Here is a 16,660-nt window from a genome sequence, read left to right as displayed (position 1 = left end):
GAAAGGGTTGATACCGTGACAGCCGTAAAGAAGCTTGCGAGGCCGGAGGCCTATCTCGAGACGGGGAGCGTTGAGCGGGTCGGCGCGACGCTCCTGGTACGCCTCGCCGCGTCGAGCTGCGAGGCACGGCGCGCCAAGAGCTGCCTCGTCGCCCCGGAGGCCGGGGACAAGGTGCTCTGCGCCATCGAGCCGGAGGGGGTCTATGTGCTGGCCGTGCTCGACGGTCGCGACGGCGCGCCTACCAAGCTCGCGACCGACGGCGACCTGGAGGTACAGGCGCCTCAGGATCCTACACATCTCGCTTGATGTGTGCTGAGCGACGTGATCAAAGCTGCGGATGGGTTCACCTGCAGCAGAGCACGCAGCGGCGCTCGCCGAGGAGATGAGCGACGCGCACTTCGGCGATGCGCGGCTTTCGAAGCGCCAGAGCAAGCTGGTGCAGAAGCTGGCGCAGGCGCCGGACAAGAGCTTCCCCTCGCTGCTGTCCGACAGCGAGCTGGAGGCGGCGTACCGTTTCTTCGGCAACGACGCCGTCACGCCCGCGGCGATTCTGGCTCCGCATGTGCGCGCCACCCTCGCGCGCATGGAGGCCGAGCCGGTCGTGCTCGCCATCCATGACACCACGACCCTGTCCTTCCGCTCGGACGGCCAGCGGCAGGGGCTCGGACGGCTGCGCTCCTCGGGGCAGACGTTCTTCGCCCACTTCACGCTGGCGGTCAGCGGCGATGGAACGCGCCGCCCGCTCGGCGTGCTCGATCTGAGCACGCACGTGCGCGACGACGGCAGGACGGACAACGAGCACGACCGCTGGGGAGAGCAGGTGGAGCGAGTCGCGGCCTTGGGCGCTACTGCGCACGACGTGGTGCACGTCATGGACCGCGAAGGCGACGACTACGGCCTGTTCGCGCAGCTTTTGAGCGCAGGGCATCGGTTCGTGATTCGGCTCGCGCACAATCGCCTCGTCGAGGCTGACGCCCTCGGAGAGCAGGCCAAGCTCGAGCAGGCGCTCGCGCATGTTCAAGCGGTGGCCGTACGCGAGGTAGAGCTTTCGCCGCGGCCGGCGGGCAATCGCAGCCCTCAACAGAAACGGCTGCATCCTCCGCGCGCAGGACGCTTGGCCAAGCTCGCCCTTGGAAGCACGCGCGTGACCCTGCGGCGACCGAGATCCCAGCCGCGCGAGCTGCCTGCGACGCTGTCGCTGTGGGTCGTACGCGTCTGGGAGATCGAGCCGCCGCCGGGCGAAGCGCCGGTCGAGTGGGTGCTGCTCACGAGCGAGCCGGTCGAGTCCGTCGAGCAGCTGACGCAGCTGGTCGACTGGTACCGGGCGCGCTGGATGGTGGAGGAGTTCTTCAAGGCCCTGAAGACCGGATGCGCCTACGAGAAGCGCCAGATCGAGGACCTGCACGGCTTGCGCAACGTGCTGGCGCTCTTCGCGCCCATCGCCTGGCAGCTATTGCTGCTGCGCAGCGAGGCTCGGCGCGCTCCGGAGCAGCCCGCGACCGCCGTGCTCACGCCCACCCAGATCGAGGTGCTGCGGGTCTTCGCGCGCAAGCCCCTGCCCGAGAACGCCACGGCCCGCGATGCCTTCCTGGCAATCGCCGGGCTCGGCGGACACCTCCGGCGAAACGGCGAGCCCGGCTGGCAGACCTTGGGCCGTGGCTACGAGCAACTCCTCACCCTCGTCCAAGGCTGGAGCGCCGCGAGGGAGGTGGGGAAAATATGATCAATCCTGAGACAGGCGCGGGGTGGGCGGATCGCGGTCTGCGCGTCGGAACGCGTCGACATCGTGGGCGCCCGCGAGGTGGCCATGACGGGCGCCGAGGTGCACGTGCGCGCCAAGAAGGGTGCCATCGCGATCGATGAGCTCGGCTTCTTCGGCAGGCTCGTGCAGGCCGAGGTGACGAAGATCGCGCTCGTGGCGCAGGAGGCCGACACAATCCTCACCCGCTTGACCCAGCGCGCCAAGCGCGTGTTCCGCTTCGTGGAGGAGATCGATCAGACACGCGCGGGGACCGTCGATCTACGCGCCCAGAACCTGATCGGCATTCGCGGAGAGAACGCGATCATCTCGGCCCGTGTCCTCGCCAAGGTCGATGGCGAGCAGATCCACCTCGGCTGACCGCTACGCGAAGAGAGGAGATCCCGATATGTTGGCAAAGACGAGCGCTGGCGGCATGTGCCTGGCGTTTCCCGACGTGTGCCTCACGCCGGCCCCACCTGCGCCGGCTCCGGTCCCGGTGCCTTATCCGAACATCGCGATGGAGCCCACCGACGTGGGGTTCGTGCCGAACGTCCTCATGACGTGCACGCCGGCGCACAACATGGCCACGATGCCCATGCTCACGAACGGTGATAACGCCGGTTTGGCGACCGGCGTCGCGTCTGGCACCGTGATGGGCCCTGCACGCACGGTGACGGGGGCGTTCACCGTGGTGGTCGGAGGGATGCCGCTCGCGCGGCTCACCAGCATGACGATCCAGAACAACACCAATGCGCCAGGCGCCAAGATCGTGCCCAGCGTCACCAACGTGCTCGTTCTGGCGCCCTGAGGGCGTTGGCCATGGGAGGTGCCGGCGCGCCTCGAACCGTCACCCGGCCCGGCCCCGTCGCAGTCACCGGTACGGCGTGCCGGTCGCCTCCCCATCGACGTAGCGAACCTTGGGCCGCCACGGATGCGACGCGAGCCGGGCGAGGGCCTCGTTCGCGTCGCGCGCGTACCACTCGGTGAAGCCGCAGAGCGCGCAGATCCAGGTCTCGAAGAAGCCCGCATGAATGGTCTCGAGCGGCGAGCCCCAGTCGTCCGTGGGGCCCTTAAGAACGTACCCGGACGCCACGCTCATCGTGTTGCTTCCCCCGCCGTCGCCAGCGGACTCGGCTTTCTCCACGACCCAGAGCTTCCTGGACTGGCACTTCGGACACTGACGAGAGATCTTCATGGCGATGGGTCTCCTTGATCCTGTCGAGCCTAGCACCGCGGCTCACTGCCCATCCGGGCGATCGGCCGAGACACGACGCCCCCAGGGCCGTCTCGACGGCGCGGTCCCGATCCCCACATGGGGACCTCGCCAAAGCCGCCCGCCGCCCGCGCCCTTCCTGGCGGCAGCGACGAACGGCCCAACGAGGACTCGGCCCTCGATCGCTCACGAGCCTTCCGGATCTTCCGGGCTCACCGGCGCCGTCTCGTCGATCTCCTTCATGTTGGCGCCCGCGATCTTCGCCCGCCTCCGCGAGGCCCCGTGCAGATTGGCACGCTCCAGGTTGGCGCCGCGGAGATCGGTCAGGTCGAGCTTCGCGTGCGCCAGCACCGCGGCGACGAGGCGGGTCTTGCAGAAGGAGGCTGCGCCGAGGTCGGCGCGGTCGAACCGCGCCGACATGAAATCGGCGCGATCGGCCTTCGCGTCACGCAGGTTGGCGCCGGCGAACGACGCGCCCACGAAGCGCGCATCCTCCAGGTCGGCGCCTGCCAGGTTCGCCGCGGAGAGGGTCGCGCCGTCGCCGCGGGCACGAGCGAGCCGCGCTCGCTCCAGGTTCGCCCCGCGCAGCGAGGCGCCTCGGAGGTCCGCCTCCTCGAGTGAAGCCTCGACGAGCTCCGCGCGGTCGGCGCGCGCATTCGTGAGATCGGCGCGAGACAGATCCGCGCCGCGGAGGTCGGCCTCGTCGAGCGTCGCCTCGACGAGGCTGGCCCCTGCGAGGCGGGTACCACGGAGCCTCGCGCCGCGGAGCGCGCACCGCGCGAGCGAGCGCCCGCTGAAGTCGAGCCCCGACAGGTCACCGCCCGACAGGTCGTCTCCATCGAAATCGCCGCCTTCGGCGAGCCTCGCCTCGGCCCGCTTTCGCGCCTCCAACCCGGCGAGCGGCTCGCTCGTCACAGGCGGCGATACGGCTGCCGGCGACACCACCTCGGGCGGCCGACTCCCCCTCGCCGGCAGCGCCACCTCGGCCAGCACCGGCGGCGCCACCTCGAGCTGCGGACTCACCTTCTCGGGCGGTGCCACCTCCACCGCCGGATAGACCGCCTCCTGCCCCGATGGTTCTCGCGCCACGAGCGTCGACCCGGATGACGTCGACCGAGGAGCCGCCATGGGCTCCGGCTCCGGCGGCGGCGCCGATTCCACGACACCGCTCTCAGGATCTCCCCGGTCGACCAGCGTGCGCCCGGCCTGCGAGCCCCCGGCGCCAGCGGGGCTGACGAGCCGAGGCGCGGCCATCGGGCTCCACGGCGCGCCCGGGATGGGGTCCTCCCCGCGCGGCGCGCTCGTCCCCGGCGCTGCCACCGGGAACTGCGCCCGCTCCGCCCCGACCTCCGCGAGCCTGTCCTCGGGGATCGGCATCCTCTGGCCCAGCGGTCCCGTGATGCCTCCGCTCACGGCGACAGGAGCAGGAGCCTGCGGCGCGGCAGGCGAATCACGAAAGGGGAGCACGGGTATCTCCATCTTCCTCTTAGAGAGCGGGCCTGTCTCCACAAGCCCGGCGGGCGCCACGATCGGCCTCGGAAGCGACACCGCTGGCGCCGAGCTCCGGTGCGTCGCCGCAGGGCCCCCGGGGAGCGACGCGCCGTGCTCCGGCCATGGAATGGTCCCTTTGAGCGTCTCGACCCCCGCGAACAGGCGGATGCCCTGGAGCGCCTCCTCGCTCTCCATGGCGAAGTTGCCCCGCCACACGAGCGAGGCGATCTGTCGATCACCGTCGATGACGAGCGTGTCGGCCGTCAGCGGTATCTCCTGCGATCCGCCCGCCCGCGCGGCGTCGATGCGGTAGCGGCGCACACGAGCGCGCGCCGCGGGGAGGCGCGTCCAGACGAAACGCCTCTCCGCGCTCAGGTTCTCCAGGAGGATGCACTCATCGCCTTGCAGAAAGGGGATCTGCTGATCGAACGGCGCCGGGTTGAAGGCGCGAAAGTCGAAGTCCGCCGGGATGTCGAGCACCTCCGCGCGCCCCGCGGCGGCGGGGTCCGCGCCGAGCGGGCCGAGCTGCGCCGAACGCCCCGTGGCGCCCGGCTCGAAGCCGTTGAAGAGCCGCTTCCGCAAGGCCCAGTGAGGCGCGATCGGCCCGAAGCACGCGGGCCGGTGGGGGCTCGCAGGATTGACCAGGTTCGGGCGCGCTCGCCTTGCGCCCATCGCTGGATCCAGCGCGTCGGCGCGCGCGCCCTCGCCGGCCTCGGAGACGCCGACCGGGTTCCATGGATGGCTGGGTCCGCCCGCCGTGCGTTCGTACACGAGCGGCATTTTCTGGAACGGCGTGGGCGCGATGCTGCCGGGCGTGGCGTCCCCGAAGACGTGGATCGTCTTGTCGAGCAGCAGCCCATCGCGGAAGAGCGCGAGCCTCGCCGAGAGGCCGATCACCGGCCCGGTGGCGTCCGGCGCATGCGCGTGCCCGGTGAGCACGACGCCGGCGCCGGGGAGGTACGGCGCGGTGTCGCTCGCGGAGCGCAGGCTCCGCGAGGGGTCGTCGTCGTGAAAGCGGTCCTCGCGCTCGACGGGCTCGGGCGCCACGAGATCCGCGTCGCCGTCCGCGCCGAGGGCGAACGTCGCCTTCACGAGGATCGTGACGCGCAGCACGCCGCCGATGCGCCACAGGACCGCGCCGCACGACACGGGATTCAAGGCGACGATGTCCACCGGCCAGAGCGCGCGCACGCGCCGATCCTACCCGCTCGTGGTCCGGCGCGTGCAGGGAGCGTGCAGGGAGACCAGGGAAACTTCGCGGCTGTGACGCGCGTCTCCATCGCCGCGAGCCGTCGCGCCGCCGCGCCGTCGCGCCGCCTCGCCCGGCAGGGCGCGAGGGGCTGGAGGCGCCGGCGGACATGGTCTATCGTCACGAGTCCGCCGATCGGACGCCGCGAGGCGCCGAGAGCCGCTCCAACGTCTCGATGGCCGCTGAAGGGGGTCTTGCCATGCGGATCGCGCTGATATCCGACATCCACGGCAATGAAGTGGCGCTCAGGGCCGTGCTGGCCAGCATCCGGGCGACGGGCGTCGATCAGGTGATCTGCCTCGGCGACGTCGCGACGCTGGGGCCGCGGCCCTCGGCCATCCTGGACATGCTGCAGGAGCTCGGGTGCCCGTGCATCCTCGGGAACCACGACGAGTTCATGCTGGATCCGGAGCTGATCCGCACCTACACCGAGGCCCCCATCGTCGTCGACGCGGTGGACTGGTGCCGTGATCGGCTGTCGAGAGACGAGCTCGCCTTCCTGCGCACGTTCCAGGCGCACCTCGAGATCCCGCTCGACGCGCACTCGACGCTCCTCGTGTTCCACGGCTCGCCCCGGTCTCACATGGAGGAACTCCTCGCGAACACCCCGCCGGAGGAGCTCGATCGCCGCCTCGCGGGCCACGCGGCGACGGTGATGGCCGGGGGGCACACGCACCTCCAGATGCTCCGCCAGCACCGCGGGACGCTCCTCGTGAACCCGGGGAGCGTCGGGATGCCGTTCAAGGAGTACGCGAACGGCGGGCCGCCGACGCTGCTGCACCACGCCGAGTACGCGACCGTGGAGGCGCAGGGCGGCGCGGTCAACGTCAGCTTGCACAGGGTGCCGGTCGACAGGGACGCGCTCCGCGCGGCGGTGAAGGCCTGCGACAACCCCATGCGCGGCGCGCTGCTGCAACAATACGCCTGAGCGAGCCCGGCCGGTCCCGTCGGCCGCGGCGCCCAGAGACCAGGGAGCGCGAGCGCCTCGAGGCCGCCCGCGACGCCGCGCGCCGCGCGCTGCGCCGAAGAATCCCGCGGCGTCGGCGAGGCCGAGGGGCCCGATCCGCGTGCGGCGAGGCGCGGCGATCTGGTAGCCTCGAGGGCGCGCGCCGGAGAGCGATGGAGCCCCGATGACGAAATACGAGCAGATCAAGCTGTCCTATGAGGCCTCCAAGGCGGCGATCGGCCAGGTCGCCGAGGAGCTCTTGCAATGGATAACCGAGCTCCGTGACCACATGGCCTGGCCGAGGGACAAGTGGGCGCTCAACCGGATCGCCGGAGACGCCCACGCCAACGGGCTCTTGCAGCGGTTCGTCGTCGAGAATCAGCCCGGCGTCGGCGAGGTCTTGAAGTGCCAGCTGTCCCTCACCGTCGAGGAAGAGCTGCCGTTCACCGTCGACTTCTTCGCGGTGGGCAGGACCGACAGGGGCCTCCTCGTCGTCCTCATCGGCGGAGAGCAGATCACCGTCAGCAAGACCTCCCCCGAGGCCTTCCTCGAGAAGGCCGTGGAGCACATCCGGCAGCAGGCGAGGCGCGTGGCGAAGACGCGCCGCGTAGGAGCCATCGCCGGCACGCCCCACCGCCCTGCCTAGGCGCAGCGCTCGCCTGGCTGCTCAGGCGCAGCGCTCGTCTGGCGCTCGGGCGAGCGCCACCGTGCCACCGCTCGCGGGAGATGGCGCCCCTGCGCTTCACCAACGAAATCCGCCACACCAAAAACGAAAGCCTCACCCGTACAACGCCTACGTAAATTCACGGACCCTCGTCAGGAGATCCCTGGCCTAGCTCCTGCATAACCCTGACCCCGGAGCGCCTGAGGGACGGTTTCCCCCCCCACACCGTCGGACGGGCGCTCTTTTTTCTTTTTGTCCGCGCCTCCGCCTCGGCACCCGCGCGGGTGCCGAGGCGGGTCACCGCGAGACGCAGGGCACGCCTCTGTCACCGGAGACGAGCTGCGTGGCACGCTCTGCCCAGGTGGTGCGTCACGCCAGCTCGGCGAGCAGCACGCGATGACCCAGGTCCAGCGACTCCAGGCGTCGCAGCGCCCTGTACTTGCGATCCCACTCCCCCGACGCGAGGTCCGCCTTCAACGACGCGAGCCCTTTCGCCACATCGCCCGATTTGCGGCGTGCCCGCGCTCGCCGCGCGCGAGGCCAGGGCTATCGCGCGCGGCGTGCTGCGTCGGAGAGGAGGCGCTTCGCCGCGCCAGCGATGGCGGAAGCATCAAGCCCCGCCGCGCGCAGGAGCTCGGCCGGGGTGCCCGAGCCGGGCATCTCCCTCACGGCGAGGTGGACGACGCGCGCGACGACGGGCTCTTCGCCAGCCAGGGCCTCGAGCACGGCGTCCCCCAGGCCGCCCTCGGCCCAGTGATCCTCCACGACGACGGCGTTTCCAGAGGTGGCCTGCACCGCCGCGCGGATGCCGGCGGCGTCGATCGGCTTGATGCCATACGCGTCGAGGACTCGAGCGGAGAGCCCGCTCGCCTCGAGCTCTGCGTGGGCCTTCAACGCCTCGTGGACGGTGATGCCCGCAGCGATGATCGTCACGCGATCGTGGGGTGTCTCGCGCAGCACCTTGCTCCCGCCGATGGGGAACGCTTCGGTCGCATCGTACAGGATGGGCGTCTTCTCGCGCGTCGTTCGGAGATAGACGATGCCCTTCTGATCGGCCATGGCGGCGACCAACCGAGCGGTCTGATTGGCGCAGCACGGATAGAGCACGGTGCTCCCGTGGACGGCGCGCATCATGGCCAGATCCTCGAGCCCCATCTGCGACGGGCCGTCCTCGCCGATGGATACACCCGCGTGCGAGCCGCACACGCGGATATCGGCCCTCGACACCGCGGCCATCCGGAGGAAATCGTGGGCGCGCGTGAGGAAAGCCGCGAACGTCGACGCGAAGGGCGACCAGCGCCGGACGCTCAGCCCGACGGCGGCGGCCACCATCTGCTGTTCGCTGATGAACATCTCGAAATAGCGATCTGGATGAGCCTTCGCGAACTCCTCGGCAAAGGTCGAGTTGTTGACCTCGGCGTCCACGGCGACGATATCCGCGCGCGCAGCGCCGAGCGCCTCGAGCGCGTCGCCGTAGGCCCTCCGCGTCGCGACGGCCGTGGAGCGCTCGTAGATGGGGAGCCTCAGCGGCCCGGCGGCGGGCCGCGGAGCAGGCTCACCCGCCGCAGGCGCCTCTGGCTCGATGACGATGTCGCGCATGCCCCCCAGCTCGTCGATCGCCTTCGCGCACTGCGCCTTGTCGAGCGCCTTTCCGTGCCAGCCGTCCTTGTCCTCGACGAGGGACACGCCCTTTCCCTTCACCGTGCGCGCGACGATCAGCGCGGGCGCGTCCGAGGCGCGGAGGGCTTCGGCATAGGCGCCGGAGATGGCGGCTGGATCGTGGCCGTCGATCTCCACGGCACGCCAGCCGAACGCGCGGGCGCGCGCCGCATAGGCCGCGGAGTCCCAGCCGAGGGGCGTCTGTCCGCGTTGCCCGAGGCGGTTCATGTCGAGGATGGCAATGAGGTTGCCGAGCTTCGTGTGGCGCGCGTGGTCGAACGCCTCCCAGATGGATCCCTCGGACATCTCGCTGTCGCCGAGCAACACCCAGACACGGTAGGGAGCCTTCTCGAGGTACTTCCCGGAGAGCGCGATCCCGACGGCGATGGGGAGCCCCTGACCCAGGGAGCCGGTGGCCACGTCGACCCAGGGGAGCGTCGGCACCGGGTGCCCCTGCAGCGGGCTCCCGAAGCGCCGGTACGACAGGAGCTCCGCGTCGGAGATGACGCCCGCCGCCTTGAGCATCGCGTAGAGCAGCGGGGAGGCGTGGCCCTTCGAGAAGATCACGTGATCGTTGTTCGGGTTCTCCGGATGGCTCAGGTCCCAGCGGAGGTAGTCGCGGAGGAGCACCGCCATGAGATCGGCCGCCGACAGGCTGGAGGTCGGGTGCCCGGAGCCGGCCATCGTCGAGCAGCGGAGGCTATCGACACGAAGCTGCTGAGCGAGCTCACGCTGACCGTGAGCCTGCTCGGCGCTGCTTCGGTGTTGCCCCTCGGTCCGGTCGCGCCCGCCGCGCGGTTCGTGCCCACGCGGAGGCACCCCGTGGGGCGCCTGGGTCGACCGCTCGCCAGACGGCGCGGGCGAGCGATCCTTCTCGGCCTTCGGCGCTTGCTCTCGATCATCCTGCGCGGGCAGTCCCCTGGGGCGGCTCGGCGCAACGTCTTTCAGGGGGCTGCGTACATGCTTTGGCCGTCTCTTCTCGGCCGGCTTGGGGGCTTCTTGCGCCATGGCTTCACCTGACGCCGCCGTCTTGATGCAAGCAGGGCGCCACCGCGCACGAAGCTCGTGTCTGGCCGCGACGACGGCAGCCAGGTCGGCCCGCATGGATGGCGCCGACCGGCCGTAGGATGCGGATAAACCTGGGCGGCGGCGCCGAGCTCTGCAGCTCATCGACAGGCATGCCGTGCTCGATCTGCGCGGATGCCCTCGAGCTCGGCGCGGTTCGCCTCTTCGACGGCCCGGAGCACGATCGCGCAGGTTCCGACCAAGACGGGTGCGAGCGAGAGCGGGAAAACGCGACCGGCATGATCTGATGAATCCATAGCGACCCCATCTTGAGGATGGCAGGGACGCTGGATACGCCCGCGACGAAATCGCCTCATCGCGCCCGGGCGCTGCGAGGTGCCGCCGCCGGGATCGTGGACACGCGAAAGCCGGGCCAGCATCCGGCGGGCGAAGCCGGCGGCCGGCGAGACGGGACATGGTTACGCCTCGGCGCGACGAGGGCGACTGAGGTAGTGTTGATGGCCGCCGTGACGAGCTCCAAGCCCATGTCTGCCACGGAGAAGGATCATGGATCGTTCCGTCTACATCACCAGCACTGGCGCTTTCTTGCCTGGCAAGCCGGTCCTCAACGAGGAGATGGAGCAGTACATCGGCGAGATCAACGACAGGCGCTCCAGGCTCGGGCGCTTCGTCCTCCGGCAGAACGGCATCAAGACACGTCATTATGCGTTGACGCCGGACGGCGCGCACCTTCACAGCAGCGCAGACATGGCGGCTCGTGCGATCCGGGACGCGCTTTCGCGCAGCGAGATCGCCGCGGAGAGGCTCTCCTTCCTGGCGGCGGCCACCACCCAGGGCGACCTCCTTGTCCCCGGTTTTGCCAGCGCGGTCCACGGCGAGCTCGGCCTGCGGCCCATGGAGATCGCGAGCTTTCAAAGCGTCTGTGCCAGCAGCATGATGGCGTTCAAGTCCGTTTACCTCCAGCTGAAGGCGGGCGAGCACGACTGCGGCGTGGCCTGCGCCGCCGAGTTCTCCAGTCGCTTCTTCCGACCCGGCTTCTACGCCGGTCGGGAGCAGGAAGGCGAAGACTCCTCCGCCTTGATGGAGACCGAGTTCCTCCGCTGGACCCTCTCCGACGGGGCCGGCGCCTGGCTCCTGGAGACCAGGCCGAACGAGGGGCGCCGCTCCCTGAGGGTGGAATGGATCGATCTCTGCTCCTACGCCGACCGCTTCGACCCCTGCATGTACGCGGGCACCTCCAGGAACCGGGCGGGTGAGAGGAAGCCCTGGAGTCACTACGACAGCCCTGCGCTCGCGGCGCAGCAGGGCGCCGTCGTCCTCAAGCAGGACTTCGATCTGCTTTACCGCATGTTCCCCGTGTGGGCGAAGCACTACCTTGAGCTCGTGGATCGGCGACGTCTGAGGCCCGGAGCCATCGACCACTTCCTCGCGCACTACTCGTCCCACTCTCTCCGCGGAGAGATGGTCAAGCTGCTCGCGAAGACCGGGGCGATGGTGCCCGAGGCTCGCTGGTTCACGAACCTCTATTCCCAGGGGAACACGGGGGCCGCATCCATTCTCCTCATGCTGCACCAGCTGATCGAGGAGCGGGATCTGCAGCCGGGCCAGCAGGTCCTCGGCTTCATCCCGGAGAGCGGCCGCTGCGTCATCGCCTTCATGCTGCTCACGGTCGTCTGACCCGCCGTCATCACCAGGGAGGTTCAGCATGCTTCCGGAACGTACATCGCCTCGAGACGAAGATTCACCGCAGGCCGTCCTGCGCGGGCTGTCGTCCATCTGGCTGGATTTCGAGTCCCAGGTGCATCACATCCCGATCGTGCGGCGCGTGATCGAGCGTCGCATTCGCCTGGCCGATTACCACGAGCTCCTGCTGAACCACCGGGCGCAGGTCATGAACGGGGCGCTCTGGATCGCGCGCGCCGCCTCCAACATCGGCCACGAGTTCGCCGAGCTGCGCTCGCGCTTCATCCGCCATGCGGCCGCGGAGCATCGCGATTACCTGATGCTGGAGGAAGACTACCTGAAGAGCGGCGGCGACCCGGCCGGGCTCGCGCGGCACGAGCTGAACATCGGCAGCGAGGCCCTGTCTGCCTGGATCTTCCATCGAGCCGATCAGCCGAACCCCTTCGATCTCCTCGGCGCCATGTACATCATCGAAGGCCTCGGCAAGCGGGTCGCGGCCCAGTGGGCCGAGCATGTGCAGTCCGCCCTTCGCCTGGAGGCGCAGGCGGTAAGCTTCTATTTCTATCACGCGAAGGCCGACGAAGATCACCTGGGCGAGCTGGAAGAGGCGCTCCACTGTGGTATCTTGAACCTCCCGCGGATGGCGCCGAGAATCCTCAAGACCGCCCGGGTCACCGCGCGACTCTACCGCCTCCAGCTCGAGGAGATCGGGAGCTACTGACATGGACTTTCAGGGCTTTTTCAGGAGAATGAAGCACGACCCCGGGGATCCCGATCCGTGGCTGGCCTTGTACCTGGACCGGTCCTTGCCGATCGACGAGAGGGCCAAAGCCGCCTTCCTGAAGAGCCAGCGCAGCACCACGCGCAGGGTCGTGATGCCGATCATCAGGCCGTTCGCCCGCCTGTCGATCTCCGGCATCAAGCTCATGAAGATTCTTGTCCCGACGAGCTGGCAATCTCCGTGGTTGTTGCACCGGTCCATTTACTGGGGCCTGAGGCTCTTCGTCGCTCCGGAGGCCAATTACCTCATCCTGCGCCACTTCACCATCGGCACGGAGATCTTGAAGTTCATCGAGGACAACGTCCCGGGCATCGATATCCGGACGACGACGCCGCTGAGGACCAGGAGGCTGGAGGACCTCTTGGACAACACGTTCACGGTCCACGATCTGATCTTCTACAACTTCATCATCGAGCTGAACGAGAAGCTTCGCGCAGAGGGGCGTGAGATCGAGCCCCGGAAAGAGATCGACTTCTCTGCCATCACAGATGACGACGCGAGCATCGACGATCTCCCGAACACCTGGCGGAACGTCGTCGACCTGCAGACCGCCATCGAGATATACACGCCGCTCTATGCGCTGTTCCTGTCGGATCACCATTTCTGGCGGGCGAGCAATTCGCTGCAGCTGGACGAGATCATCGCGCTCTACGTCGGCAAGATCCTGAACGACCCGCTTCCTGTCGCCCTGGTGCACAACCATCATCCCATGGTGCCCAGCTCGACGCTCGAGGCCGGCTTCCGGTTGACGCTACATGGCCTCGACTCCGAGACCCTGCACGGACACCTGAGGAAGCTGAAGGCAGAAGCGAAGAGAGCGGCGGCCCAGGGAGCCCGCGCGCCGTGACGATCTCCTGAATCCTCCTCCTCGAACCGAGGCTTCTCCGGGCGAAATCTGGAGGAGCGTCGAGGCCGCCGGAGGGCAGAAGATCGCGCCTCGTGCCCGCTCGATCGCAGCGAGACGTGTGCCACGTGCGATCCTCTGCGCGCCGCGAGCTCGACACCTGTGCCTCGCCGGCGTGATGGCCCGCCGTTTGCTGGTCTTCGAGACGGGACGATGGGCGTCTCGAACACGATGCTGAGTGCGATTCCAGGAGGAGAGACAATGAATTGCTCCGAGCTCATGAAGACCGACGTGGCCTGCTGCAAGGCGAGCGAGCCCGTCGAGAACGTCGCCGAGCTGATGCAGGCGCGGAACATCGGTTTTGTTCCGATCTGCGGCGACGATGGCTCCGTCATCGGGACCCTGACCGATCGAGACCTCGCCATCCGGGTGCTCGGGGAGCACCGTCGCGCCTCGTCGACACGGGCGGAGGACGTCATGACCCGAGAGGTCGTCTGCTGCGGGCCGGACGAGGATCTGAACGTGGCCGCGCGCCTGATGAGCAGCCACAAGAAGTCGAGGATCATCTGTGTCGATGGTCAGAAGCATCCTGTCGGCGTCATCAGCCTGTCGGACATCGCCGACCGGGACGGCGGGGCAGGGTCGTCAGCGCTGCTGAGCTCGATCTCTCAGCGAGAGGCGCGCTCGTAGCACCGGGCGCTCCGTTCCCCGCCGTGGCCGATCACCCCGGGCTCCTGCGGGCTTGCGCACTCGGGGTGCGCCGTTGCTCCCGAGCGCGTCCATCGGGGTGGGGGCCCCGGCGCGACCCGGCCCGCCCTCGCGCGGGCCGAGCGTGCTCGGGTCCCGCCCGCCGCGCCGGCGCTACGGGGTGGCCTTGCAGAGGTCGCTCGAGCGGCACGCGACGATCCGGTCGAGGGTGTCGAACGGATTGTTGCAGTCGTCGTTGCGGATCTCCTGCAGACACTCGTTCAGCTCCTTGGAATCGGTGCCGCCCGGGCACTCCGCGAGGTTGAGATCCTCGCGCCACTCGGCCCGGACCCTGCTGCTGCAGGCCTCATTGCTCGTATACGTGCGGTCAGGGCCGATGTTGTTGCACCGGGCCTCGCGGTCGCACCGCGCCTGGACGATGCGGTCGACCGCATCGACGGTCGCCACCCGCGCTTCGATCTGCGTGCCGTCCGGGGGGCGCGTCGTCCCGAGCGCCCTCTCTTCTCGATCACACGCCGAGGCGAGCAGGGCCGCCCCCGCCGCGAGGACCAGGCCCATCACCGACTCTCCGCTGTTCGTTCGCATCGCTCTCTTCCTCCTCTCCAACCGGCTATGACGCTTCCGGCGGCTGGCTACCGAGCCACCTCGCGAGCTGCCCCATCGCTCCGGCCGCTTGCCCCTTCCGGTCCTCCCCGAGGGCCTCCCCACGTGAGTCGTCGGTCCGACAGCCGGCGATGGTCAGGAGCAGAGCGGTCCCTGACCAGAACAGCCGCACGCTGGCTTCTCGCGACATGCTCCGACGCCCTTGCGACTGGCGTGCCTCCACTCCCGCCGGGACCGGCTGTCACGGGCGCCGGGCGCCGGCTCGATCCGCCCTCGAACGGACGGCGGCCATGCGCCGCTGGCCAGGCGCGCCGCCGGAGGCTCGAATCGAGACACGCACCTCGACCCACGACGGGGTGCAAGCGTGGGCCGCGACAGACGCCCCCCGAAGCCGGAGGTCGCCGGGCACGGCCGCTCGAGCGCGGCTGCACCGAGCACCGCCGGGCGCCGTCACCGTCGTGCGCAATCGCGCCGCGATCGGGCTCGTTTTACTTACGCGCTAGTTGGCAACAACCGCTCAGTGGCGCGTCCTGAGCAGCTCGCGTTCGGTGGACACGCTTCGCGCGCCCGTCGCGCGGCTACCGCGGGGGATGCGAGCGCTCCGCGGCGCCGGGCGGGGGTCGGCCGGGCGCGCGGCCTGCGCGGAGAGGGGGCGCGGCGCGGCCGCGGGGACGGAGGCCTCCTCGGACGCGGGGACGGCGGCCCCCACCGCCGCGGCGTCACCCGATCTCGCCGCTAGGTGTGGGCTCGCTTGGGCTGCGATGCGCGCCTGCGCGGCGCGGACCACGGACGCGGCGCGCGCGTCGACGCTCGACGCCCGCAGCGCGGCGGGGACCTGTGCCTGCGCCCACAGCGCGCCGGTCGACAGCACGACGCCGAGCGCCACGACGAGGCCGGCCGCGAGGCCCAGCTTGCCCCGGCGCGCGGGCTCGGCTCGCTCGGCGCGCGCCGGCGCACCCGACGGGCCGACGGCGGCCTTGTAGGCGGCGACCATGGCCTCGATCGAGGGGAACCGCTCCGTCGGGTTCAGGGCGAAAGCGCGCGCGAACCAGGCCGAGAGCGCTGGCGCCTCCGGGTACAGCGCCGAGCGCGGCGGTTGCGCGCTGGCCAGGATCGAGGCGAGCACGTCGCTCATGGTGTGGCCCGGGAAGGGCAGCCGGCCCGTGAGCGCCTCGTACGAGACGACCGCGAGCGCCCACATGTCCGAGTGCGGGTTGGTGTCCCCGTCGCATGCGTGCTCCGGGCTCAGGTACGCCGGCGTTCCCAGCACCACGCCGTCGACGGTTCGACGGGGGAAGTCGGCTGGCAGCTCCTTTCGGATCCACTTGGCGATGCCGAAGTCCGCGACCTTGGCGCGCACCTCACCGTTGCGCTCCTCCTCGAGCAGCACGTTCGTCGGCTTGATGTCGCGGTGCACGATGCCGAGGCCATGCGCGACGGAGAGGGCCTCTCCGATCTGGCCGAGGAGCGGGGCGAACTCCGCCGGGGAGATCGGCCCCCGCTCCTGCATGAGCTGCCTCAGGGACCGACCTCGAACGTAGCCCATGACGAGGTACGGACCCACGGCAGGATCGTTGCCGACGTCGTGCACGGCGACGACGTGGTCCGTCTTCTGCGCCAGCTGCGCCGCGACCTGGGCCTCGAACCGGAAGCGCTCCAGCGCGGTGCCAGCCTGGCTCTCGCGCTGGACCGTGAGGAGCTTGAACGCGACGTCGATCCGCAGGGCCCTGTCGTGCGCGAGCCACACCTCGCCCATGGCGCCGCGTCCGACCAGCCGCGAGAGCTTGTACCGCCCGGCGACGAGCTGGTTGCGCCGCGGGTCCTGGGCTACGTCGCCCCGCCCGGCCGCAGAAGAAGCGGGACCGGCGTCGCCGGAGCGGTTCGAGCGCGCCGCAACGGTACGCGCGCTGTCCACCATCTGGAGATTGGCGTCAGATCGTCCACCAGAAGCCGATGCTTGCCACACGAGCGGTACCCTCCGTGCCGTCGCCGTGTCCAAGCTCATTGACGCGCTGATGCGACAACGCTCCTGGACACCGAGACCGGGGCATG

General features: G+C 69.7%; 16 protein-coding genes. 10 read left to right on the top strand and 6 right to left on the bottom strand.

From position 1 onward, the window contains the following. Positions 1–15 precede the first annotated feature (15 nt). Genes WME82_RS45985 through WME82_RS45970 form a run of 4 tightly spaced genes read left to right on the top strand, consistent with a single transcriptional unit; the run spans position 16 to position 2,549 of the window. Positions 16–306, top strand: coding sequence for a DUF3540 domain-containing protein (locus WME82_RS45985; protein ID WP_438040504.1), 291 nt, complete (start codon positions 16–18; stop codon positions 304–306). Between the two features lie 31 nt (positions 307–337). Next, positions 338–1,723 carry an IS4 family transposase gene (locus tag WME82_RS45980; RefSeq protein WP_438037969.1) on the top strand — a complete coding sequence of 462 codons (1,386 nt, stop codon included), beginning with the start codon at positions 338–340 and terminating at the stop codon, positions 1,721–1,723. 3 nt (positions 1,724–1,726) lie between these two features. After that, positions 1,727–2,119, top strand: coding sequence for a DUF3540 domain-containing protein (locus WME82_RS45975; protein ID WP_438044997.1), 393 nt, complete (start codon positions 1,727–1,729; stop codon positions 2,117–2,119). Positions 2,120–2,147: 28 nt separating this feature from the next. Next, a complete protein-coding gene (locus WME82_RS45970; RefSeq protein ID WP_012241080.1) occupies positions 2,148–2,549 on the top strand; it encodes a DUF4150 domain-containing protein in 402 nt (133 codons plus the stop codon). 63 nt (positions 2,550–2,612) lie between these two features. Here WME82_RS45970 and WME82_RS45965 read toward each other — a convergent pair whose 3' ends face one another. Further along, positions 2,613–2,936, bottom strand: a complete 324-nt coding sequence (locus WME82_RS45965) for a hypothetical protein (protein WP_438040503.1) — start codon at positions 2,934–2,936, stop codon at positions 2,613–2,615. Between the two features lie 204 nt (positions 2,937–3,140). Beyond that, positions 3,141–5,636, bottom strand: a complete 2,496-nt coding sequence (locus tag WME82_RS45960) for a DUF2169 domain-containing protein (protein WP_438040502.1) — start codon at positions 5,634–5,636, stop codon at positions 3,141–3,143. Between the two features lie 167 nt (positions 5,637–5,803). Between WME82_RS45960 and WME82_RS45955 the strand changes: the two genes are divergently transcribed. Together WME82_RS45955 and WME82_RS45950 are read left to right on the top strand one after the other, a co-directional pair. Then, on the top strand, positions 5,804–6,622 hold the full coding sequence (locus WME82_RS45955) for a metallophosphoesterase family protein (RefSeq protein WP_438040501.1): 819 nt from the start codon (positions 5,804–5,806) through the stop codon (positions 6,620–6,622). 202 nt (positions 6,623–6,824) lie between these two features. Further along, the gene (locus WME82_RS45950; RefSeq protein ID WP_437742749.1) at positions 6,825–7,286 is read left to right on the top strand and encodes a hypothetical protein; all 462 of its coding nucleotides are present in this window, start codon (positions 6,825–6,827) and stop codon (positions 7,284–7,286) included. Between the two features lie 387 nt (positions 7,287–7,673). On the opposite strand, the gene WME82_RS45945 is transcribed toward WME82_RS45950, so the two are convergent. Both WME82_RS45945 and WME82_RS45940 read right to left on the bottom strand, forming a co-directional pair. Then, positions 7,674–7,802, bottom strand: a complete 129-nt coding sequence (locus tag WME82_RS45945; RefSeq protein ID WP_438040500.1) for a hypothetical protein — start codon at positions 7,800–7,802, stop codon at positions 7,674–7,676. Positions 7,803–7,850: 48 nt separating this feature from the next. Then, the gene (locus WME82_RS45940; RefSeq protein ID WP_438040499.1) at positions 7,851–9,782 is read right to left on the bottom strand and encodes a transketolase; all 1,932 of its coding nucleotides are present in this window, start codon (positions 9,780–9,782) and stop codon (positions 7,851–7,853) included. 753 nt (positions 9,783–10,535) lie between these two features. Between WME82_RS45940 and WME82_RS45935 the strand changes: the two genes are divergently transcribed. From WME82_RS45935 to WME82_RS45920, 4 genes are all read left to right on the top strand, one after another. Beyond that, positions 10,536–11,666, top strand: coding sequence for a beta-ketoacyl-ACP synthase III (locus tag WME82_RS45935; RefSeq protein WP_438040498.1), 1,131 nt, complete (start codon positions 10,536–10,538; stop codon positions 11,664–11,666). A gap of 28 nt (positions 11,667–11,694) precedes the next feature. Further along, positions 11,695–12,393 (top strand): iron-containing redox enzyme family protein, encoded by a 699-nt coding sequence (locus WME82_RS45930; protein ID WP_437913815.1) that lies wholly within the window; start codon positions 11,695–11,697, stop codon positions 12,391–12,393. Between the two features lie 28 nt (positions 12,394–12,421). Next, positions 12,422–13,300, top strand: coding sequence for a DUF6999 family protein (locus tag WME82_RS45925; protein WP_438040497.1), 879 nt, complete (start codon positions 12,422–12,424; stop codon positions 13,298–13,300). 258 nt (positions 13,301–13,558) lie between these two features. After that, positions 13,559–13,987 carry a CBS domain-containing protein gene (locus WME82_RS45920; RefSeq protein ID WP_437742742.1) on the top strand — a complete coding sequence of 143 codons (429 nt, stop codon included), beginning with the start codon at positions 13,559–13,561 and terminating at the stop codon, positions 13,985–13,987. 171 nt (positions 13,988–14,158) lie between these two features. Here WME82_RS45920 and WME82_RS45915 read toward each other — a convergent pair whose 3' ends face one another. Continuing rightward, positions 14,159–14,590, bottom strand: coding sequence for a DUF6184 family natural product biosynthesis lipoprotein (locus WME82_RS45915; protein ID WP_437742741.1), 432 nt, complete (start codon positions 14,588–14,590; stop codon positions 14,159–14,161). A gap of 535 nt (positions 14,591–15,125) precedes the next feature. Further along, on the bottom strand, positions 15,126–16,526 hold the full coding sequence (locus tag WME82_RS45910; RefSeq protein ID WP_438040496.1) for a protein kinase domain-containing protein: 1,401 nt from the start codon (positions 16,524–16,526) through the stop codon (positions 15,126–15,128). Positions 16,527–16,660 lie beyond the last annotated feature (134 nt).

Source organism: Sorangium sp. So ce128 (genome assembly GCF_051525245.1).
In the GTDB taxonomy this organism is placed as follows: Bacteria; Myxococcota_A; Polyangia; order Polyangiales; family Polyangiaceae; genus Sorangium; species Sorangium cellulosum_B.
The sequence above is the reverse complement of the archived record's forward strand: the minus strand, read 5'-3'. Positions and strand labels throughout refer to the sequence as shown.